The organism is Phocaeicola coprocola DSM 17136 (assembly GCF_000154845.1).
Taxonomy (GTDB): domain Bacteria; phylum Bacteroidota; class Bacteroidia; order Bacteroidales; family Bacteroidaceae; genus Phocaeicola; species Phocaeicola coprocola.
Window position 1 is genome coordinate 91,302 of the sequence record NZ_DS981460.1, and the last position, 21,691, is coordinate 112,992.

At 40.0% G+C, this 21,691-nt stretch carries 19 protein-coding genes, 5 tRNA genes and 2 pseudogenes; 22 read left to right on the forward strand and 4 right to left on the reverse strand.

The window, feature by feature from the left end; all coding sequences use genetic code 11:
* Positions 1–152: 152 nt before the first annotated feature.
* Complete coding sequence (locus BACCOP_RS06105; RefSeq protein ID WP_040311881.1) at positions 153–2,438, reverse strand: outer membrane beta-barrel family protein; 2,286 nt, start codon at positions 2,436–2,438, stop codon at positions 153–155.
* 107 nt (positions 2,439–2,545) lie between these two features.
* On the opposite strand from BACCOP_RS06105, the gene BACCOP_RS06110 reads away from it, so the two are divergent.
* The 4 genes and pseudogenes from BACCOP_RS06110 to BACCOP_RS06125 all read left to right on the forward strand — a co-directional run.
* Positions 2,546–3,919, forward strand: a complete 1,374-nt coding sequence (locus tag BACCOP_RS06110; RefSeq protein WP_007567307.1) for a sensor histidine kinase — start codon at positions 2,546–2,548, stop codon at positions 3,917–3,919.
* 14 nt (positions 3,920–3,933) lie between these two features.
* Positions 3,934–4,242, forward strand: a pseudogene (locus BACCOP_RS06115) (response regulator transcription factor); the annotation flags it as partial.
* Between the two features lie 126 nt (positions 4,243–4,368).
* Positions 4,369–5,532, forward strand: coding sequence for an IS4 family transposase (locus tag BACCOP_RS06120; protein WP_007564783.1), 1,164 nt, complete (start codon positions 4,369–4,371; stop codon positions 5,530–5,532).
* Between the two features lie 32 nt (positions 5,533–5,564).
* A pseudogene (locus BACCOP_RS06125) lies at positions 5,565–5,978 on the forward strand (helix-turn-helix domain-containing protein); the annotation flags it as partial.
* Positions 5,979–6,019: 41 nt separating this feature from the next.
* Here BACCOP_RS06125 and BACCOP_RS06130 read toward each other — a convergent pair.
* The gene (locus BACCOP_RS06130; protein ID WP_007567310.1) at positions 6,020–6,667 is read right to left on the reverse strand and encodes a DUF1349 domain-containing protein; all 648 of its coding nucleotides are present in this window, start codon (positions 6,665–6,667) and stop codon (positions 6,020–6,022) included.
* Between the two features lie 109 nt (positions 6,668–6,776).
* Here BACCOP_RS06130 and BACCOP_RS06135 point away from each other — a divergent pair, with 109 nt between their 5' ends.
* The gene (locus BACCOP_RS06135) at positions 6,777–7,529 is read left to right on the forward strand and encodes a response regulator transcription factor (protein ID WP_007567311.1); all 753 of its coding nucleotides are present in this window, start codon (positions 6,777–6,779) and stop codon (positions 7,527–7,529) included.
* Positions 7,530–7,650: 121 nt separating this feature from the next.
* Positions 7,651–8,898, forward strand: a complete 1,248-nt coding sequence (locus BACCOP_RS06140; protein ID WP_007567312.1) for a PepSY-like domain-containing protein — start codon at positions 7,651–7,653, stop codon at positions 8,896–8,898.
* Between the two features lie 56 nt (positions 8,899–8,954).
* On the opposite strand, the gene BACCOP_RS06145 is transcribed toward BACCOP_RS06140, so the two are convergent.
* Both BACCOP_RS06145 and BACCOP_RS06150 read right to left on the reverse strand, forming a co-directional pair.
* Entirely contained in the window at positions 8,955–9,470 is a 516-nt protein-coding gene (locus BACCOP_RS06145) for a gamma carbonic anhydrase family protein (protein WP_007567313.1), read from the reverse strand.
* 23 nt (positions 9,471–9,493) lie between these two features.
* Complete coding sequence (locus BACCOP_RS06150; protein ID WP_007567314.1) at positions 9,494–11,272, reverse strand: aminopeptidase P family protein; 1,779 nt, start codon at positions 11,270–11,272, stop codon at positions 9,494–9,496.
* Between the two features lie 170 nt (positions 11,273–11,442).
* On the opposite strand from BACCOP_RS06150, the gene rpsU reads away from it, so the two are divergent.
* The 16 genes from rpsU (at position 11,443) to rpoB (ending at position 21,644) form a co-directional block, all read left to right on the forward strand.
* Positions 11,443–11,634: a 30S ribosomal protein S21 gene (gene rpsU, locus BACCOP_RS06155; protein WP_007567316.1), complete on the forward strand. Its 192-nt coding sequence runs from the start codon at positions 11,443–11,445 to the stop codon at positions 11,632–11,634.
* Between the two features lie 75 nt (positions 11,635–11,709).
* Positions 11,710–12,591: a tyrosine-type recombinase/integrase gene (locus BACCOP_RS06160; protein WP_040311884.1), complete on the forward strand. Its 882-nt coding sequence runs from the start codon at positions 11,710–11,712 to the stop codon at positions 12,589–12,591.
* Between the two features lie 17 nt (positions 12,592–12,608).
* Positions 12,609–12,908: a ribosome hibernation-promoting factor, HPF/YfiA family gene (gene hpf, locus BACCOP_RS06165; RefSeq protein WP_007567318.1), complete on the forward strand. Its 300-nt coding sequence runs from the start codon at positions 12,609–12,611 to the stop codon at positions 12,906–12,908.
* A gap of 91 nt (positions 12,909–12,999) precedes the next feature.
* Positions 13,000–13,073: transfer RNA gene (locus tag BACCOP_RS06170), tRNA-Thr, on the forward strand.
* A gap of 48 nt (positions 13,074–13,121) precedes the next feature.
* Positions 13,122–13,204: transfer RNA gene (locus BACCOP_RS06175), tRNA-Tyr, on the forward strand.
* An 8-nt stretch (positions 13,205–13,212) separates the two neighbouring features.
* Positions 13,213–13,285, forward strand: a tRNA-Gly gene (locus tag BACCOP_RS06180).
* A 17-nt stretch (positions 13,286–13,302) separates the two neighbouring features.
* Positions 13,303–13,374, forward strand: a tRNA-Thr gene (locus BACCOP_RS06185).
* Positions 13,375–13,420: 46 nt separating this feature from the next.
* On the forward strand, positions 13,421–14,605 hold the full coding sequence (gene tuf, locus BACCOP_RS06190) for an elongation factor Tu (RefSeq protein WP_007564154.1): 1,185 nt from the start codon (positions 13,421–13,423) through the stop codon (positions 14,603–14,605).
* A gap of 56 nt (positions 14,606–14,661) precedes the next feature.
* Positions 14,662–14,734, forward strand: a tRNA-Trp gene (locus BACCOP_RS06195).
* A gap of 16 nt (positions 14,735–14,750) precedes the next feature.
* The gene (secE, locus tag BACCOP_RS19655) at positions 14,751–14,945 is read left to right on the forward strand and encodes a preprotein translocase subunit SecE (protein WP_007567319.1); all 195 of its coding nucleotides are present in this window, start codon (positions 14,751–14,753) and stop codon (positions 14,943–14,945) included.
* A gap of 15 nt (positions 14,946–14,960) precedes the next feature.
* A complete protein-coding gene (gene nusG / locus BACCOP_RS06200) occupies positions 14,961–15,503 on the forward strand; it encodes a transcription termination/antitermination protein NusG (protein WP_007567321.1) in 543 nt (180 codons plus the stop codon).
* 60 nt (positions 15,504–15,563) lie between these two features.
* Positions 15,564–16,007 (forward strand): 50S ribosomal protein L11, encoded by a 444-nt coding sequence (gene rplK / locus BACCOP_RS06205; protein ID WP_007567323.1) that lies wholly within the window; start codon positions 15,564–15,566, stop codon positions 16,005–16,007.
* Between the two features lie 16 nt (positions 16,008–16,023).
* Positions 16,024–16,722, forward strand: a complete 699-nt coding sequence (gene rplA, locus BACCOP_RS06210) for a 50S ribosomal protein L1 (RefSeq protein WP_007567325.1) — start codon at positions 16,024–16,026, stop codon at positions 16,720–16,722.
* Between the two features lie 15 nt (positions 16,723–16,737).
* Positions 16,738–17,253 (forward strand): 50S ribosomal protein L10, encoded by a 516-nt coding sequence (gene rplJ, locus BACCOP_RS06215; protein ID WP_007567327.1) that lies wholly within the window; start codon positions 16,738–16,740, stop codon positions 17,251–17,253.
* Positions 17,254–17,328: 75 nt separating this feature from the next.
* Positions 17,329–17,706: a 50S ribosomal protein L7/L12 gene (gene rplL / locus BACCOP_RS06220; protein ID WP_007567329.1), complete on the forward strand. Its 378-nt coding sequence runs from the start codon at positions 17,329–17,331 to the stop codon at positions 17,704–17,706.
* A gap of 125 nt (positions 17,707–17,831) precedes the next feature.
* Positions 17,832–21,644 carry a DNA-directed RNA polymerase subunit beta gene (rpoB, locus tag BACCOP_RS06225; protein ID WP_007567331.1) on the forward strand — a complete coding sequence of 1,271 codons (3,813 nt, stop codon included), beginning with the start codon at positions 17,832–17,834 and terminating at the stop codon, positions 21,642–21,644.
* Positions 21,645–21,691 lie beyond the last annotated feature (47 nt).

Genomic DNA, 21,691 nt, shown 5'->3' on the forward strand with positions numbered 1-21,691 from the left:
AAAAGAAAAACAGGCATACTCGTGAGAACTTCACTTGTATGCCTGTTTTTTCTTTTATCCTTTTAGATAATTTTTTTCTTAATTGTTATTGCAGTGTTTGCCTGTAACTTGGAAAGATTAAGGGGACTTTCTCTGTTCGTCAGATAGATTTTTTAGTGCTTGAAACGAGAAAGATCTACGTCCTTTACTTCCTTTTTCTTGAATCCTCCAAATTTGTAGCTGAAAGATACGGTGACGTTACGCATATAATTGTTCAGATACATATCTAGATACTGATTTCCATTGCGGACTTTCGTTGTCAGGTGGTTGCTTCCATTGAATAAATCATTCCCTTTGATCTGAATCATAGCTTTATCTCCTGCAAAGGTATAGCGAATGGCTGTATGGATGAATGCGGCAGGCGCTATGGTATAACTTCCTTGTATGGATTTGGATGTACCGGTCGCACTAATTTCCATTTTGATGTTGGGGCGCTTACTGAGTGTAAACGTATTGGTCCAGTTTCCTGCTATATTCCATATTCTACGGTCGAAAGGAGCATCATAATAGTTGCTTGCCTGTTGATGAAGTGAAGACAGACATATCATCAGCCGACTGTCCCACCATTCTCCTGCCTTGAACAGGATAACAGAAGTAAAGGCAAACTCTTTTGAATAGTCCCAGTTCTGATAATTGTATACAGCTTTCAGACGGCTGGAGTCTAGGTATATCATTTGCATGAAGTAATCTTTGATATAATCATAGCTGAACTGGAAAATATATTTGCTTTTCAGAATGTATGTCAAAGCTGCGGAGTAGTCAGTATAAGGTTTGAGTGATGAATTTCCTGCCGATTCCTGATAATTGTTAAGGTAACTGGTCGATCCGCTTAACGTCCAATAATCGGGATAAGTCTTGTTCGAACTGAGTTCAAATTGAAGGATGTGTGAAGGGGAAAGAACATAACTTAAGTTCAAAGTAGGGTAGATTGCCCATTTTTTATAGCTCATCATTTGATAATATTCAATGGAAGCAGATGCATTCAGACTCCATTGGCTACCAAAGTTCTTTTCGAAACCGGTATATAGATTATAAGTATATTCATCAACTCGGCTTTCTTTGTTCATTCCACTCATCGCTGCAAGATTATATCTTTGCGAATTATGGTTGTTTACATATGTAAAGGATGTTCCGTAATTCAGTACCCACGCATTGGAAAGTGTATGGTTGTGGTCGACATATACTTTCCATTGGTTTATATATTGAGCCGTGTTGCTAAGAAAAGTCGTTTCCTGTCCGTTGTTTTCTATGCTGCGGAAAGATTGTTCCTCTTTATTCCTGAAATACGTATAGTCGACACCCCCTGTCAGACCGAAGCCGGAAGTATAGTTTAAAGCTACGTTATGCATCTGTTCTTCGGCAGGGGCATGGTTGAAGGTAGTCGAATGATTATCCGAAGAGGTAACCGATTGTTGTTTATCGGGATTAAGACTGGAAGTATAACTCAGCCCCAATTGGCTCTGTTCATTAAACTTATAGTTTCCTCCAAGCCGGAATGTATGTACCAGTTGCCGATTTTCTCCGTTAGTAGACTGGCTGATGTTATGTATTTCATCATTCAACGTGTGACGGGTAATCAGTTTATAACCTTGACGGTTGTAGTGATTGTTGAGATTGTACATAAAGTCTATATCCAGTTTGGGAGATAAATAGGCAAATGTCACGCCGCCTTCTTCTCCTGCTTTATTTGCCTGTACATAATTGCCGTTTATCTCTCCCTGTAATCCTCCTTCTCCCGGTTTATAACCTTTTAGTATTACATTGATTGCTGCACCGCGCACATGATATTGCGGGGGAGTATTATACATCACTTCCGCCCGTTCTACACGTGATGCTGGCATACCCTTTAATAATGTAACAAGCTGTTCGTAGTTCATAGATGTAGGCTTTCCGTTCAAAATAATATTGATACTTCCAGCTCCGGCTAGTGTCAACACTCCATTTTGTTCCATTACGCCCGGTAGTTGTTTTAATGCATCATACACATTCGTCACCAGCTTATTGGCAGTGAGTTGAGGCATATCGTAGGTCAAGCGGCTGCCTTCTACTTTGACCAGCGGTCGTTCCCCTCGTACAATAACCTCATCCAGCGCATAGTCTTTAGCCTGTAGTACCGTGATACCTGCATCTTTTTCTTTGCCTTTTTTCTCTATTGTATGATATAATAGATGCTGAAAGATGAGTCGATAAGCTTCCGGCTGATGATTGAATACAAAGTTTCCGTCGGCATTCGAGATTGTTGCATCCACGAAAGTTGAGTCCGAAGTCTGGAGAATGATAGTTGCACCGTCTATCGGTTGCTGTTCTGTATTGACAACCTTACCCGAAACGGTTTGTGCTGTCAGGCTGCCTGAGCCTCCTGCCAGCAAGAAGATACTCATTAAAAAATAGATTTTCATATCAAATTGCATTGGGTTATTTTCTATATCTTTGACAGTGCGAAAGTAAAGGGCCCGACCGATTTTCTGGGTTAAGGGCAGGTTAATGTTACGTTAATACACGACTTATGGAGATAAAACATATCCGTTGGATTGCTGTGGTGGGACTTATTGCTATTGTTGAGCTGCAATACGTATGGCTTGTCAACACATATAAGCTGACCAAGGAAAGTATTCGGATGAAAGGGGAGGAACTGTTTCCCGAAGCAGCTTTACAGGAGGTTTTCCTGCGCGTGTCTAAGACAAAGAAAGACTCCACCGTTACAATGAACGTTAATTTTGATGCTGAGAAGGATATGGAGACCATGTCTAACCCCGGTCAATGGCTGATGAGTTATATGCATGTTTCGTTTCAGGAAATTGCTCTGAAAGATTTTAATCGTGATGTTTCGTTTGTGGATTTGGATTCGATTTATGCGCACATGCTCGATTCGATTGGCTTCCCTGCTGTTGTTGCGTCGTGTATTGTCGATTCAACCGGTCGTGTAATGAGGTCTTCCAGTCAACTGGATATACATGGCAAAGGTGTATTACGAACTTCTCCTTTGCCGATCAGTCATGACGGAACTCGCTTTTTGCAAGGAGTTATTACCAATCCGTATCGGGTGATTTTCCGGCGAATGACATTACTTTTGCTTGCTACTGTGCTGATTATGGTCTTGGTTATAGTTTGTATCATTTATCAGATACGCATTATCGTTCGTCAAGATAAGATTGCCAAGTTACGTGAGGATTTTTCTTATGCTATGATTCACGATATGAAGACGCCTTTGAGTTCTATATTGATGGGTACTCAGATACTGGAAACTGGAAAACTGGATACCCAACCGGAGAAAAAGGCACGTTATTTCCGCATTTTGAAAGAAGAGGGAGAACACCTGCTTTCGCTGACAAACAAGGTATTGACACTTTCTAAACTGGAAAATCATCAGTTGAAGTTGGAAAAAGATACGTGCTGTGTTCGTTCGATGCTGGAAGACCTTGCCGAGAAGTATAAGGCAAAAGCAGTGAAGCATATTGTCTATAAATGGAATTTGCAGGCAGATACTGTTTATGCGGATGAGGAGTTTTTGAAAGAAGCACTCAGCAATCTGATTGACAATGCCGTGAAATATTCGGGTGATGAGGTTGAAATTACATTTTCGTCGGGAAAGCTTTCGAACGAATATTATATAAAGGTACACGATACGGGTTTCGGTATTCCGCTGAAAGACCAGAGTAAGATATTCGAAAAATACGAACGTGCTTCGGCTGCGGATAGAAGTCGATATGGAGGTTCTGCCGGTTTCGGTTTAGGATTAAATTATGTTTTACGTGTAGCTGAAGTTCATGGCGGCAGAGTAACGTTGGAAAGCATTGAAGGAGAGTACAGCGAGTTTACGATATATCTTCCGAATAGAGAAGATGCTATTGATAAAACTTGTTTGAATACAAATAAATGAATTATAATTGAACAATGATACGACTATTGCTGGTAGAAGATGATGCCAATCTGTGCTACATCATACGTGGTGGACTAGAGGATATGATAGGCGGTTACGAGATAATGACAGCCGATAACGGTGAAGCTGGTTTGAGAATATGGAAGGAAACACATCCCGATGTAATTGTTGCCGATATTGAGATGCCGGTAATGGATGGATATGAAATGGTGAGACGAATTCGTGAAACGGATGATGTAACACCTATTCTGTTTACTTCCGGGCGTGTTTCTCCAAAGGATGTAGTGAAAGGTTATGAGCTAGGTGTAAATAATTATATTAAGACATTACTGTCCCGTAAAAGTGGATAAATAGTTCTTTGAAATAACTGAAATATAGCTTATTATACTCTATTTGTAAAGCGCGACGATTTGAAATTGTACCTTTGAAACCAAATCAAATGGCTTCAAATGAATCAAGACAAATATGTTTTCGCTCAATTGGTAGAGTTTTTGAACAACAATAAATTCAGAAGAATCGTGGACAAATACGATGGAAATCGTTACGTCAAACATTTCACTTGCTGGAACCAGCTTCTTGCTATGATGTTCGGACAGCTAAGCAATCGTGAGAGCCTACGCGACCTGATTGTTGCATTGGAAGCACATCAAGCCAAGTGTTATCATTTGGGATTGGGTCGTGAACCCTTGGCCAAAACCACACTTGCATCAGCTAACCAAAATAGGGATTACAGAATCTTTGAAGATTTTGCATTCTTCATGATGAAAGAAGCCAGTGATAAACGAGCTACTCATATTCTGGATATCGAAGGAAAGAAGTACGCTTTTGATTCAACCACCATTCCGTTATGTTTGGCAACATTTCCTTGGGCTAAATTTCGAAGTAAAAAAGGTGGAGTCAAGGCACATGTCCTTTATGACATTGAGGCTCAGGTTCCGGCTTTTTTTACAGTAACCACAGCTTCAAAACATGACTCAACAGCAATGTCTGCAATTCATTATGAACCAAATGCATACTATATTTTTGATAGAGCGTATGATTCGTTTAAGGAACTATATCGGATTCATCTTACTGGCTCTTTCTTTGTCGTAAGAGCCAAGTCGAATCTTAAATTTAAGTTCTGCAAATGGAAACGCAGACTACCAAAGAATATACTATCTGATGCTGAAGTGAAATTATCAGGATATACCTCTGAAAAGAAGTATCCGGAATCATTCAGGATTATCAGGTTCTATGATGAAGAAGATGATCGTGAATTTACCTTCCTGACAAATGCCAAACATATATCTGCACTTGATGTAGCTAATCTCTATAAAAAGAGATGGCTTGTAGAACTGTTCTTCAAATGGTTGAAGCAGCACCTTAAAATCAAAAGGTTCTGGGGCACCACAGAAAACGCAGTCCGTATTCAGATAAGTGTGGCTATTATCACTTATTGTTTGGTAGCTATTATCCAACATGATTTGCACTTAAGCCGTTCGACCTATGAGGTCCTACAGATTTTGAGCATTTCATTAACGGATAAAACACCTTTACAAGAGTTGTTCAATAAGACTAATTTCAATGATGTCAAAGAGCAATTAAATCCCCTTTTCCCGGGGTTGTTTGATTAATATTTAATTCGTCCCGATTTTAACGGGACACTAATGATATTAAGAAACCCTTTCTTGCTGAGGAGTTGAATGCACATATCCTTGCTTTGTTGAAGCTGACAAAAGGAATAAGATCAGTAAATGAAGAAGAAATATTCCATCTCGGAACTTCTTTTATATTTGAAGCCGGCCATGCCTTGTTGAAACAGACAGAGGGAAAGGAGCAGACACTTACCGAACGAGAAGCTGCTTTGTTGTGTATTTTATGCGAGAATAAAAATAAGGTTGTCAAGCGTGAAGCTATCTTGGAACGTTTATGGAATACAGATGACGACTATTTTGCATCACGCAGTCTGGATGTATTCGTTTCACGTTTGCGAAAGTTGCTTGCATCCGATAATACTGTGCAATTGAAAACGATAAAAGGCGTAGGACTTATGTTGGAAAGCCCTGCGCCTGGAGGATAATATGAAACTCCTGCTTTGTGTTTTACAAAGTAGGATTCTTTTTATTCAGCATTTTTCTTAAGCCATTCCATTCTTCGCTGGTCAGGAAGATGGGTTACTTTGAAGTGTTCGAATTTTACGTTAAATCCTTCACCGTCAGGACAAGCTCCCATCAGACCAACTTTGACAGGTGTATTGTCTTGCAGCCAGGCATTCCGCATCATAACATAAGTTTTGTCATCGAATGAGTAGAACACTTCTACGGCATCTAGTCGTCTGACTGCCTTTATCCAAATATAGGGTACAGGCTTATCGAGCGTAATAACACTCCAGTCGCTTGTATGGTGGGTAACAACTGTACTTAGGTTGAATTTTCCGTCAACAAACTCAATACCGGTCTTGATATAGTTTTCCTTGTCGATACGCAGCATCAGACCTGCTTGGTCGAAGCGGACTTTGTAGTCGCCTGTGATTTTTACTTTTACTTCAAACTCGCCGCCATACGTATTGTAATAAAAAGGAGCGTCATCGACAGTAAATCCGTAATGTGAAATGCGCCAATAGTCACTATGTGGAGTGACATACATACTTAATGCATTATCTGCTATTTCCCACTGCTCTGGTTCATTGAACCATTGCATTTTTTCCAGAGTCTGTGCCATAGCCTGCGTACTTATAAAGGTTAGCATTGCCAAAAAGAGCTTTTTCATAAATGTGTAAAGTTAGAATGTGGAATATTTTCTTTTATTTTGCAAAGGTAGTTACCTGTACTGAGAGCACCAATACTGATAAATAACCATTTTTATTCTCTCTCCCGTTATGAATGTAAAGACTGCATTGAACAACGAACTGCTTGCACAAGATTTTGCAGGGGAAGTAAACCTGAACCGGTATCTTACACATTATAAACAGGTTGCTTCGATGTATGCTGAGGTAGAAAATTCGATAGCAGTTCTGAGTGATATGGGTTCTAACCGAAGTTATATTTATTATGGTAAGGTAGGAGAGTTTTTAGGCATAGCTTTGCATGGGGAATGTCATCTTATTGAATCTATCTGGGAAGAAGAAATATTCAGTCGGATTCATCCCGATGATTTGGTGAAGAAACATACTCGTGAATTACGCTTTTTGCATTTCCTTAAAAATGCTTTAGAGAAGCAGCGCAATGATTATTATCTGGAAGAGTATCTTCGGATGTGTGACAGTGTGGGAAAATACCATCAGGTTTTACACCGTATGTTTTATGTCATAGCACAGGATACAGGGAATATTTGTCTGGCCTTGTGTTTATATAATCTGACTGAAGTTTCTTCCATAGGAAGCATGATTGTAAATTCAGCTGATGGAAGTCGTATAGATATTGATACGTACGACTGTTCCGACTTGCTTTCAAGACGTGAAAAAGAAATTCTGATATTAATAGGAAGGGGAAAGTCGAGTAAAGAAATAGCTGAAGAGCTTTCTCTCAGCATACATACCGTTAGCCGTCATAGGCAAAATATCCTGCAAAAACTACAAGTAAGCAACTCTGCTCAGGCTTTTGGCATCGCACGTGAATTACATTTGCTATAGTTGTTTTTATTTTGCATCATAGATTGTAAAAGCCTTTTGGTACTTTGTTGCTTTTTTAACAAGGAATATTCGTTGCTGTCAGCTAAAATGCTTAACTTTAACAACTTAATTGTAGGGGCTTATGAAGAAGTTGTTCTGTATATGTTATTTGTTCCTTGTTTTGTGTGGAACGTTTCCGTGGATAACTTCCTGTTCGGGAGACGATGTTGAAGAAGTTGTATCTGTGCAAGATGTTCCTTCCGATATCTCGTTGTTTGTGTCTGCTTGGTTTCCTGGAGCAATGATTGAACAGATTTCACGGATTAATGAGGAAGAGAGAGGGTATCATGCTCTCTTGTCGAATAATGTAGAAGTAGATTTTACTAACGAAGGAAGTTGGACAAAGGTTTGTTTCCCTAATGCAGGAATGCAGATTTTCGCGCGTAAGTTTCTGGGAGAGATGTACGACTTTATGGAAGCCAAATTTGGTGAGATATCAGTTTCCGCCATTTATGCAATCAAGGAGGGATTGACAGCAGAGTTGAGTGACGGAAGAAAACTGGCTTTCCAGCATTATGAGAATCGTTGTCTGGGATATGAATATCCTGTTGAAGTTGGCGAAGAATATTTGTCTGAGAAGATAAAGAATTATATTTTACAAGCATTTCCGGGTAGAGAGATTACACGAATTATTATTGGTTCGGAGCAGTTGAATCCTTCTATGCCTGCTTATCGGGTATGGATAGATGATACTTATCTGCTTCTTTTTGATAAAGAAGGAGAATGGACTTTGGTTAGTGGGGAATTCGATCGGACAGTTGTAGAAGAAAACGGAGAATTGTTGTTTCCGGAGTTGCCGCAAACTGTGATTGATTTACTGCCTCAGAAGGTGATGGAACAGATTTGGGATTCTGAACCCAATGCACGTATTACCTCTGTTTCCCGTGACCAGAAAGATTATTATACCTTACAGGTGCATCCTGCTAAGGCGATTTCTACCTATGGAGGTGAAAAAACTTTTGTGATTCAAATCAGCCAGATTCAGGAATTTCTGAAAAACTATTTTACAGAAGTTTATCAGATGAAAATTTCATGGAATTATGATTGTAATAATCCACTTGTATCTGTTGCTTTACCAAATGGATTCAGTTTCTTGTTTGATGGTGATTATGAATGGTTACGCATAAATGGGGGAGGGCAGATATGGCCGGATTCGATGTTACCATTGTTGCCTTCAGGTATTATTTCGTATTGGAAAAATACAGCAGCAGATGTCGGAATTACAGATGTAGACAGAAAGGAAGGAAATTATCATGTTTTGTTGATAGATGGAACCCGCTGGTTGTTTAATTCATATGGGGCATTTATAAAAGACGAAAATGCTGGTTAAGTAAAAAGCGGAGAACAGCAACTGTGTATAAATTGGTCTGTTCTCCGCTTTTTGTATTATTCCTTAAACCAGGAAGCATACATCAAATATCCGTTTGCTATCTTTTGGTTCAGCTCTTTACTTTGTTCAGGGTCTACTTTCTTTATAAACTTAGCAGGAACTCCACCCCAAAGGGTATGAGGCTCTATAACAGTATTTGCTAAAACCAGTGCACCTGCAGCTACTATAGCTCCTTCTCCTACTACAGCATGGTCGAGGAGAGTGGAACCCATGCCGATGAGGGCATTATCGTGTACGCAGGCTCCATGGAGGGTGACATTGTGTCCGATAGAAACATCATTTCCTATTTCGACAGTAGATTTTTCATAAAGAGTATGTAATACGGTTCCGTCCTGAATATTTACTCTGTCACCGATACGGATAGAGTTGACATCACCTCGTAAGACTGCATTAAACCATATACTGCAATCTCGTCCCATAACGACGTCACCTATGATGGTAGCATTGTCGGCAAGGTAGCAGTTTTCACCTATTTGAGGAGTGAATCCTCTGACTGATTTTATTAGTGCCATAATTATCTTTATTTCGTTTGAATTTATAAGCGTGCGGTAGCTTCTTTCAACCAGTTCTGCTCGTCGGATGTAAGCATTGGAGAAAGCGTATCGTATACTCTCTGGTGATAGCTGTTCAACCACTCAATCTCTTCGTCAGTCAATAAATCTATGCGAATAGCTTCTTTGTCGATCGGACATAATGTAAGTGGTTCGAATTTATAGAAAACTCCAAATTCGGTTTCACGTGCGGGTACTACAAGCATTGTATTTTCTGTACGGATGCCATACCGTCCGGATTTGTAGATGCCTGGCTCGTTCGTTATTGTCATGCCTGGTTGTAAAGGAGTGGGGATATGGTTCATACGTATTTGATGAGGCCCTTCGTGTACATTTAGGAAATGCCCTACGCCATGTCCTGTGCCATGTCCGTAGTTGATGCCTGCTTTCCACATAAACTGGCGTGCAAGTACATCTAACTGTGTACCACACGTTCCTTGTGGAAACTCTGCTTGCGATAAAGCGATGAATCCTTTTAAAACGAGTGTGTAATCCGTTTTTTGTTCATCAGAAACTTCTCCTAGTACAATTGTTCGGGTTATATCTGTTGTTCCATCCAGGTATTGTGCCCCGCTGTCGAGTAATAGCAGTCCTTTTGCTTGCAAGATGGAAGATGTTTCAGGCGTTGCTTCATAATGGACAATGGCTCCATGTTCCTGATAGCCGGCAATGGTGTCGAAGCTGATGCCCTGAAAGAGGCATTGTTCGGATCGTAGTTCGTACAGCTTGCGGTCAACAGAAAGTTCTGTTTCCATACCACTTTGCACGTTCTCCTTCAACCATATCAGGAAGCGTACCATTGCTACTCCGTCGCGCACCATTGCCTGATGGAACCCTTTGATTTCGGTTTCATTTTTTACGGCTTTCAGTATACGTATTGGTGAGGGCTGTTTAATGATACTGGCTGATGTTGATGCAGCTTGATAGAGAGTGTAGTTGGTTTCTGGAGAAAGCTGAATACTATTTCCCTTGTATTGAAGCAGGTCATTTTCTATCTCTGTATAGTCTTTTGTCTGAATTTGATTCTGTGTGAGATATGCCTTGACTTCTGCTGTAAGCTTTTCTGGTAAAATGTATAAGGTTGCATCTGTTTGAGTAATAAATAGATAGCTGATAAAAACAGGGTTGCAGTGTACATCATTTCCTCTCAAATTTAATGTCCACGCTATTTCATCGAGGGCGGAAATTAAAATGCCATCCGCTTGATTACGACAGAGACTTTCTCTTACTAGAGTCAACTTATCGGAACAAGACATGCCACTGTATTCCAGAGGTAAAATAAACGGTGAGCTTTGAGGTAAAGGGGGGCGATCTTCCCATAAAAGATTGAAAGGATCGTCAACAGATACCAATTGAAGCTCTTTAGAGTCAAGTGAAATACGGAGACTTTCTACTTCTGCTACGGTATTAACCCAGCCGTCTATACCAACTTTATCACCTGAGTGCAGGACTTCTCCCAACCATTCAGCAATGGTGGGGGTGTCTGGAAGCCGGTCTTTGAACAGGGTGATACCTGTATCTTGTAATTGTTCTGATGCTTGTAAAAAATATCTTGAGTCAGTCCATAATCCTCCTTTGTCTTTAGTAATGACAACAGTTCCTGCAGAACCGGTAAATCCGGAAATCCATTTGCGTGATTCCCAATGCTCTGGTACATATTCACCTGAATGAGGATCTGTGCTTGGTATAATGAAAGCAGCAATTCCTTGTCGTTTCATGAAAGTGCGTAAAGAGATTATTCTTTTTTTTATTTCTTCCTTCATAGTAAAAATATATTTATCAAAGTCTTTCTATTAAAAGCAAAGGTACGATTTCTGTGCTATTTTCGATAAAATATACTGGAAAGTTTTGTAAATAAAGAAAGTATGTGTAATTTTGCGCCGCAATTCGACTATCGAATAATTTAATAACAACATACTTTAATTTTAAAAACATGATTGTAGTACCAGTAAAAGAAGGCGAAAACATTGAAAAAGCGCTGAAGAAGTTCAAAAGAAAATTTGAAAAAACAGGTGTTGTAAAAGAATTGAGAAGCAGACAGCAGTATGACAAACCGTCTGTTTTGAAAAGACTGAAAATGGAACGTGCTGTTTACGTTCAGAAAATGCACCAAGTAGAAGAATAATAATTCCGTAAAAACTTTGAATTATTGAATTCTTTTTCATAAATTCGTTGCTGAATAATAAAGGCGATGCTTTTTATGCTGAAAGATTCTTTTTTGAAATATCTTCAATTTGAGAAGAACTATTCCGATAAAACGATTGTTAGTTATGGTATAGATCTTGAAAAGTTTGAAGAGTATTTTAAAACGGTGGATGAATGCTTGGATTTTACTGTTGTAGATGTTGATCTGATTCGTGGATGGGTTCTCTCATTGATGGAAGAAGGGTATACGGCTACTTCGGTAAATCGAAAGTTAAGTTCACTTCGTTCTTTTTATCGCTACTTATTGCGTCAAGGTGTTGTTTCTGTGGATCCGCTTCAAAAAGTGGTGGGGCCTAAAAAGAAAAAACCTTTGCCTGTTTTTGTGAAAGAGGCTGATATGTCTCGTTTGCTTGATGAAGCTGATTTTGGAACAAGTTTTGAGGGTGTTCGGGATAAAGTTATTTTAGAGGTTTTTTATGAAACAGGAGTTCGACTTTCTGAACTCGTTGGTTTGACGGATGCTGATGTGGATTTATCTCTAAAGCAAATAAAAGTAACGGGGAAAAGAAATAAACAGCGTTTTATTCCTTTTGGTGATAAATTGAAAAGTGACTTAAACGCTTATCTTTCAGTAAGAGAAGAACGTTTTCCAGGTGGTGGAGAAGCTTTTTTTCTTCGTGGAAATGGGAAGCCGATATATCCTGGCCTGGTTTATCTTTTAGTGAAGCGTAATCTTTCGAAGGTTGTTTCGTTGAAAAAGAAAAGCCCTCATGTGTTGCGCCACTCTTTTGCAACCTCGATGCTGAATAATCATGCAGAATTGGGTGCGGTAAAAGAATTGCTTGGGCATGAAAGCTTGACTACGACGGAGGTTTATACTCATACAACTTTCGAAGAACTGAAAAAAGTTTATGAACAAGCTCACCCTAGAGCGTAAAGAAAAAGGAGGTTTTTATGGAAGTAAGAATTCAATCAATTCATTTCGATGCATCTGAAAAACTTGAAGCTTTTATTCAGAAAAAAGCAGAGAAGCTCGAGAAGTTTTGCGATAATATAAAGAAAGTAGAGGTGTCTTTAAAAGTAGTAAAACCTGAAACAGCTATGAATAAAGAAGCTGGCGTACGTGTCTTGGCACTGAATACAGAGTTTTACGCTGAGAAGGTAAGTGATACATTTGAAGAATCTATAGATGTGTGCATGGATGCACTCTCTAAACAACTGCTGAAAGCGAAAGAAAAACAGCAGGGTAAGTAAAAAAATCACGGGAAATATTTTGTGATTAGAAAATAATATCTAACTTTGCAGCCGCTAAGTCGCGGAGATTGTGTGGCTGCAAAGTTAATTTGCCTCTTTAGCTCAGTTGGCCAGAGCACGTGATTTGTAATCTCGGGGTCGTTGGTTCGAATCCGACAAGAGGCTCGAAAGAAGAAAAACACAGGATTATACTGGTGTTCTTTGAAAGAAGTTGGGCAAATACCAGAGTGGCCAAATGGGGCAGACTGTAAATCTGCTGGCTTACGCCTTCGGTGGTTCGAATCCATCTTTGCCCACTAAAATTGCGGAAGTAGCTCAGTCGATAGAGCATTAGCCTTCCAAGCTGAGGGTCGCGGGTTTGAGTCCCGTCTTCCGCTCTTCTTTTTTCTTCTTTGCTGTTATAGCTCAGCGGTAGAGCACTTCCTTGGTAAGGAAGAGGTCCCGGGTTCAAGTCCCGGTAACAGCTCGTGAATTTGTAAAGCTGATTATTAATCAAAATAAATAGTAAAGCTATGGCTAAAGAGAAATTTGAACGTTCGAAACCGCACGTTAACATTGGTACTATCGGTCACGTTGACCACGGTAAAACCACTTTGACTGCTGCTATTACAACAGTATTGGCAAAGAAAGGTCTGTCAGAATTGCGTTCTTTCGATTCTATCGATAACGCTCCTGAAGAAAAGGAAAGAGGTATCACTATCAACACTTCTCACGTAGAGTATCAGACTGCTAACCGTCACTATGCTCACGTAGACTGTCCGGGACACGCCGACTACGTAAAGAACATGGTTACTGGTGCTGCTCAGATGGATGGTGCTATCATCGTAGTTGCTGCAACTGATGGTCCTATGCCTCAGACTCGCGAACACATCTTGTTGGCTCGTCAGGTAAACGTTCCTCGTCTGGTTGTATTCTTGAACAAATGCGACATGGTTGATGACGAAGAAATGTTGGAATTGGTTGAAATGGAAATGCGTGAATTGTTGTCATTCTATGACTTCGATGGCGATAATACTCCTATCATCCGTGGTTCTGCTTTGGGTGCATTGAACGGTGTTCCTCAGTGGGAAGAAAAAGTTATGGAATTGATGGATGCAGTTGATAACTGGATTCCTCTGCCTCCGCGTGATGTAGATAAACCATTCTTGATGCCGGTTGAAGACGTATTCTCAATCACTGGTCGTGGTACTGTTGCTACTGGTCGTATCGAAGCTGGTGTTATCAAGGTAGGTGATGAAGTTGAAATCTTGGGTCTTGGTGAAGACAAGAAATCAGTTGTTACTGGTGTTGAAATGTTCCGTAAATTGTTGGATCAGGGTGAAGCTGGTGATAACGTTGGTTTGTTGCTTCGTGGTATCGACAAGAACGAAATCAAACGTGGTATGATTTTGTGTCACCCGGGTCAGGTTAAAGCTCACTCTAAGTTCAAAGCTGAGGTTTATATCCTGAAGAAAGAAGAAGGTGGTCGTCACACTCCATTCCACAACAAATATCGTCCTCAGTTCTACTTGCGTACTATGGACTGTACAGGTGAAATCACTTTGCCAGAAGGTACAGATATGGTAATGCCGGGTGATAACGTTACTATCAACGTTGAATTGATCTATCCGGTTGCATTGAACGTAGGTTTGCGTTTCGCTATCCGTGAAGGTGGACGTACAGTAGGTGCTGGTCAGATTACAGAACTTCTTGACTAATATCGATTCATCGAAATAAATTATAGTTCCCGGATTTGGTTTCGGGAACTATTTTTACGGGAATAGCTCAGTTGGTAGAGCATCGGTCTCCAAAACCGAGTGTCGGGAGTTCGAGCCTCTCTTCCCGTGCTAAATTGATAAGAATATGTTTAAAAAGATAACGAATTATTGTAAAGAATCTTACGACGAACTAGTCCATAAAGTATCATGGCCTACTCGTTCAGAGCTTTCTAGTAGTGCAGTGGTTGTTTTATATGCTTCCCTACTCATTGCACTCGTTGTTTTTCTTATGGATTCTGCCTTCCAGTTTATCATGGAAGACGTTATCTATCCGCACTAATAAACAGTTAGAGAAATGTCTGAGATTGAAAAAAAATGGTACGTACTTCGTGCCGTGAGTGGTAAAGAATCTAAGGTTAAAGAATATCTTGAAGCTGAAATGAGAAACAGCGACCTTGGAGAGTATGTATCTCAGGTATTGATTCCTACCGAAAAGGTTTATCAGGTTCGCAATGGAAAGAAAATTGTGAAAGAGAGAAGTTATCTCCCTGGTTATGTCTTGGTAGAAGCTGCATTGGTTGGTGAAGTTGCTCATCACTTGAGAAACATTACAAACGTAATTGGCTTTTTAGGAGGTCAGGAACATCCTGTGCCTTTAAGACAATCGGAAGTGAATCGAATACTGGGTACGGTAGATGAACTGCAGGAAGTAAGTGAGGATACTAATATCCCTTATACCGTAGGAGAAACAGTGAAAGTAAGTGTTGGACCGTTTAGCGGATTCAGTGGAATCATTGAGGAAGTAAGCGCGGAAAAACGCAAACTGAAAGTTATGGTCAAAATATTTGGGCGCAAAACTCCGCTCGAATTAGGCTTTACGGATGTGGAAAAGGAATAACGCATTTTGTTACGTGTTGTTTATTCTATTCGTTAATCATTTATATTAAATTTTGTAAAAATGGCTAAAGAAGTTGCTGGACTAATCAAATTACAGATTAAAGGAGGCGCTGCAAATCCATCACCTCCCGTTGGACCTGCTTTGGGTTCTAAGGGTATTAATATCATGGAATTTTGCAAGCAATTCAACGCCAGAACCCAGGACAAGGCAGGTAAAGTATTGCCTGTAATCATTACCTACTACACAGACAAGTCGTTCGATTTCGTAATCAAGACTCCTCCTGTTGCAATTCAATTGCTCGAGGCTGCTAAGATTAAGAGTGGATCAGCTGAACCTAACCGTAAGAAAGTTGCAGAACTGACTTGGGATCAGATTCGTGCTATCGCTCAAGACAAATTGGTTGACTTGAACTGCTTTACTATCGAAGCTGCTATGACAATGGTAGCAGGAACAGCTAGAAGTATGGGTATCGCTGTAAAAGGTGACTTCCCGGGTAATAACTAATTAACTTCAATTGATAATGGGTAAACTGACAAAAAATCAAAAGTTGGCTGCAGAAAAAATTGAAGCAGGGAAAGCATACTCACTGAAAGAAGCTGCTCAGCTTGTAAAAGAAATTACTTTTACTAAGTTTGATGCTTCATTAGATATTGACGTACGTTTAGGTGTAGACCCTCGTAAGGCTAACCAGATGGTAAGAGGCGTTGTTTCTCTTCCTCATGGTACAGGTAAGCAAGTTCGTGTGCTTGTTTTGTGTACACCGGATGCTGAAGCTGCTGCAAAAGAAGCAGGTGCTGACTATGTTGGTCTTGATGAATATATTGAAAAGATCAAAGGTGGATGGACTGATATTGACGTAATCATTACAATGCCGTCCATCATGGGTAAGATCGGTGCTCTGGGTCGTGTGCTTGGTCCTCGTGGATTGATGCCTAACCCTAAGAGTGGTACTGTAACTATGGATGTAGCTAAAGCTGTTAAGGAAGTTAAGCAGGGTAAGATTGACTTTAAGGTTGACAAGAGTGGTATTGTTCACACTTCAATCGGTAAAGTTTCTTTCACTGTTGACCAGATCCGTGAAAATGCGAAAGAATTTATCGCTACTATCATTAAACTGAAACCGACCACAGCTAAAGGTACTTATATTAAGAGTATTTATCTTTCAAGTACTATGAGTAAGGGTATTAAGATTGACCCTAAATCTGTAGAAGAAATCTAAAATTAAGGAGGAATCATGAGAAAGGAAGATAAAGGCGTAATTATCGGTCAGTTGGCTGATACCGTAAAGCAATATGGACATTTCTACTTGGTTGATACAACTGCTATGGATGCAGCATCTACTAGCGAACTGCGTAGAAAATGTTTCAAGGCTGGTATCAAACTGGTAGTTGTGAAGAACTCTTTGCTTCACAAGGCTTTAATGAGCTTGGATGTTGATTATTCACCATTGTTTGATTCTTTGAAAGGTACAACTTCAGTAATGTTCTGCGAAACAGCAAACGCTCCTGCTAAGTTGTTGAAAGAATACAAAGAAGGTGTTCCTGCATTGAAAGCTGCTTATGCAGAAGAAGGATTCTATGTAGGTGCTGATCAGCTCGAAGCTTTGGCAACAATCAAGAGCAAGAACGAAGTTATTGCGGATATCGTGGCATTGCTGCAATCTCCTGCGAAGAACGTTATTTCTGCTCTTCAGTCTGGTGGTAACACCATTCACGGAGTTCTTAAGACTTTGGGTGAACGTGCAGAATAATCGTTTGCTGATCTTAAGACTAAACTAAACAACTTTAATTATCAATTAGTAACAAACAATTAAATTCATACAAAAATGGCAGATTTGAAAGCTTTTGCAGAACAATTAGTTAACTTGACAGTAAAAGAAGTTAATGAACTTGCAACTATCCTTAAAGAAGAATATGGTATTGAACCTGCTGCTGCAGCTGTAGCTGTTGCTGCTGGTCCTGCTGCTGCTGGTGCAGCTGCTGCTGAAGAAAAAACTTCATTCGATGTAGTTTTGAAGAGCGCAGGTGCTGCTAAATTGCAGGTTGTTAAGGCAGTTAAAGAAGCTTGTGGTCTTGGCTTGAAAGAAGCAAAAGACATGGTTGACGGTGCTCCTAGCGTAGTTAAAGAAGGTTTGGCTAAAGACGAAGCTGAATCTTTGAAGAAAGTTTTGGAAGAAGCTGGAGCTGAAGTTGAACTTAAATAAGATTATCCTGTAAATCAGGTAGTTCGGTTAAGAGTCCTCTGTCAAGAGGATTCTTAACCTTTTTGCGTCTATATTAAGTTACACAGGTTCTCTTACCTGAATTTAAACATTTTAACTCCATACAGATGTCTTCAAATACTAATAATCAACGAATTAATTTTGCTTCTATTAAGAATCCGATGAAGTATCCGGATTTCCTGGAAGTGCAATTGAAGTCATTTCAAGACTTTTTACAGTTAGATACTCCGCCTGAAAAACGAAAGAACGATGGCTTGTATAAGGTGTTTGCAGAAAACTTCCCTATTGCAGATACACGTAACAACTTCGTGCTCGAGTTCCTCGACTACTATATTGACCCGCCTCACTATACAATCGATGACTGTTTAGAACGTGGCTTGACTTATAGTGTTCCCTTGAAAGCTAAGCTGAAGCTTTATTGTACAGACCCCGATCACGAAGACTTTGATACCGTTATTCAGGATGTATATCTGGGTCCTATCCCTTACATGACTCCAAAAGGTACTTTTGTTATCAATGGAGCAGAACGTGTAGTTGTTTCTCAGTTACACCGTTCTCCGGGTGTATTCTTTGGACAAAGTATCCATGCTAATGGAACAAAATTGTACTCGGCTCGTATCATTCCGTTTAAAGGTTCTTGGATTGAATTTGCAACGGATATTAACAACGTAATGTATGCTTACATTGACCGTAAGAAGAAGTTGCCTGTTACTACATTGCTGCGTGCTGTTGGTTTTGAAAATGATAAAGACATCCTGGAAATCTTTAATTTGGCTGAAGATGTAAAAGTTAATAAAGCCAACTTGAAAAAGATTATTGGTCGTAAGCTGGCAGCTCGTGTGCTGAAAACTTGGACTGAGGATTTCGTTGATGAAGATACTGGTGAAGTTGTTTCTATTGAACGTAACGAGGTTGTAATCGACCGTGAAACTGTAATCGAACCGGAACATATCGATTTGATTTTGGAATCTGGTATTCAGAATATCCTCGTTCACAATGAAGAAGCTAATTCTTCTGACTATTCAATTATTTTCAATACTTTACAGAAAGACCCAAGTAACTCAGAAAAGGAAGCTGTATTGTACATCTACCGTCAGTTGCGTAATGCAGATCCTGCTGATGATGCTAGTGCTCGTGAAGTTATCAATAACTTGTTCTTCTCTGAAAAGCGTTATGATCTGGGTGAAGTAGGACGTTACCGTATCAACAAGAAGTTGAATCTGGATACGGATATGGATGTCAAAGTATTGACAAAACAAGATATTATTGAAATCATCAAATATCTGATTGAGCTTATTAACTCAAAAGCAGATGTAGATGATATTGACCATTTGAGCAACCGTCGTGTACGTACAGTAGGTGAACAGTTGTCTAATCAGTTCGCTATTGGTTTGGCTCGTATGTCACGTACTATCCGTGAACGTATGAATGTACGCGATAACGAGGTATTTACTCCGATTGACTTGATTAATGCGAAGACTATTTCTTCTGTTATTAATTCATTCTTTGGAACAAATGCTTTGTCACAGTTCATGGACCAGACAAATCCGCTGGCTGAAATCACTCACAAACGTCGTTTGTCTGCATTAGGTCCTGGTGGTTTGTCGCGTGATCGTGCCGGATTTGAGGTGCGAGACGTACACTACACTCACTATGGTCGTTTGTGTCCGATTGAAACTCCTGAAGGTCCGAATATCGGTTTGATTTCTTCTTTGTGTGTATATGCAAAGATTAATGATCTTGGATTTATCGTAACTCCTTACCGTAAAGTAAAAGATGGAGTTGTTGATTTATCACCGGAAGGTATAGAATATTTGTCAGCAGAGGAAGAAGAAGACAAGATTATAGCTCAGGGTAATGCACCGTTGAATGATGACGGAACATTTATCCGCGAGAAAGTAAAAGCTCGTCGTGATGCAGATTATCCGGTAGTAACTCCCGATCAGGTAGAGTTGATGGACGTTGCTCCACAGCAGATCGCTTCTATTGCTGCCTCATTGATTCCGTTCTTGGAGCATGATGACGCTAACCGTGCATTGATGGGATCAAACATGATGCGCCAGGCAGTTCCTTTGTTGAAGACAGAAGCTCCTATTGTTGGTACTGGTATCGAAAAACAATTATGTGAAGATTCACGTACTCAGATTACAGCTGAAGGTGACGGTGTAATTGATTTTGTAGATGCAACAACAATTCGAATTTTGTATGACCGTACAGATGATGAAGAATTTGTAAGCTTTGAACCGGCATTGAAGGAATATCGTATCCCTAAATTCCGCAAAACGAACCAGAGTATGACTATCGACTTGCGTCCGATTTGTACTAAAGGTCAGCGTGTAAAGAAGGGAGATATCTTAACAGAAGGATATTCTACAGCTAACGGAGAATTGGCACTGGGTAAGAACCTGTTGGTTGCCTATATGCCATGGAAAGGATATAACTACGAGGATGCTATTGTGTTGAACGAACGTGTTGTTCGTGAAGATATTCTGACTTCTGTACACGTTGACGAATACATCCTTGAAGTACGTGAAACTAAGCGCGGTATGGAAGAGTTGACTTCTGATATTCCTAATGTGAGTGAAGAAGCAACAAAAGATTTGGATGAAAATGGTATTGTCCGTATTGGTGCACGTATCGAGCCGGGAGACATCTTGATTGGTAAGATTACTCCGAAGGGTGAATCAGATCCTTCTCCAGAAGAAAAATTGCTGCGTGCAATCTTTGGTGATAAAGCTGGTGATGTAAAAGATGCTTCATTAAAAGCTTCTCCATCATTGCGAGGTGTGGTTATCGATAAGAAATTATATTCACGTGTTATCAAGACTCGTAGCGAGAAGAATGCAGATAAGGCTATTCTGCCGAAACTGAATGAAGAATTTGAAGAAAAGGCAGCAGCACTGAAAGAAATCTTAGTTGAAAAACTGTTAGTTTTGACTAATGATAAGGTTTCTCAAGGCGTTAAGGATTATTTGGGAACTGAAGTGATTGCTAAGGGTGCCAAGTTTACAAAACGTGACTTGGAATCATTGGATTATACAATCATTCAGTTGAGCAAATGGACTTCTGATGCTCATAAGAATGACATGATTCGTGATTTGATCATGAATTACCTGAAGAAATATAAAGAACTCGATGCTGAGTTGAAGCGTAAGAAATTTGCTTTGACCATCGGAGATGAGTTGCCTTCAGGAATCATTCAGATGGCTAAAGTTTATATTGCTAAGAAACGTAAGATTGGTGTAGGTGATAAGATGGCAGGTCGTCACGGTAACAAGGGTATTGTATCACGTGTCGTACGTCAGGAAGATATGCCGTTCTTGGCAGATGGAACTCCTGTAGATATCGTATTGAATCCGTTGGGTGTGCCTTCTCGTATGAACATCGGTCAGATTTTCGAAGCTGTACTTGGACGTGCCGGAAAAGAACTGGGTGTGAAATTTGCTACTCCGATCTTTGATGGTGCTACTCTGGATGATTTGGATAAATGGACAGATAAAGCTGGTTTGCCTCGTTATTGTAAGACTTACTTATATGATGGAGGTACAGGTGAGCAGTTTGACCAGCCGGCAACCGTTGGTGTGACTTATATGTTGAAACTTGGTCACATGGTTGAAGACAAGATGCATGCTCGTTCTATCGGTCCGTACTCTCTGATTACTCAGCAGCCACTTGGTGGTAAGGCTCAGTTTGGTGGTCAGCGTTTTGGAGAAATGGAGGTTTGGGCAATCGAAGCATTTGGTGCAGCCCATGTCCTTCAGGAAATTCTGACAATCAAGTCTGATGATGTAGTTGGACGTTCGAAGGCCTATGAAGCAATTGTCAAGGGTGAACCAATGCCTACTCCGGGTATCCCTGAATCTTTGAATGTATTGCTGCATGAATTGAGAGGTCTTTGCCTGAGCATTACACTGGAATAATATATTAATGAAGGATGGAGACGGATAGCCTCCACCTTCATCTTTAA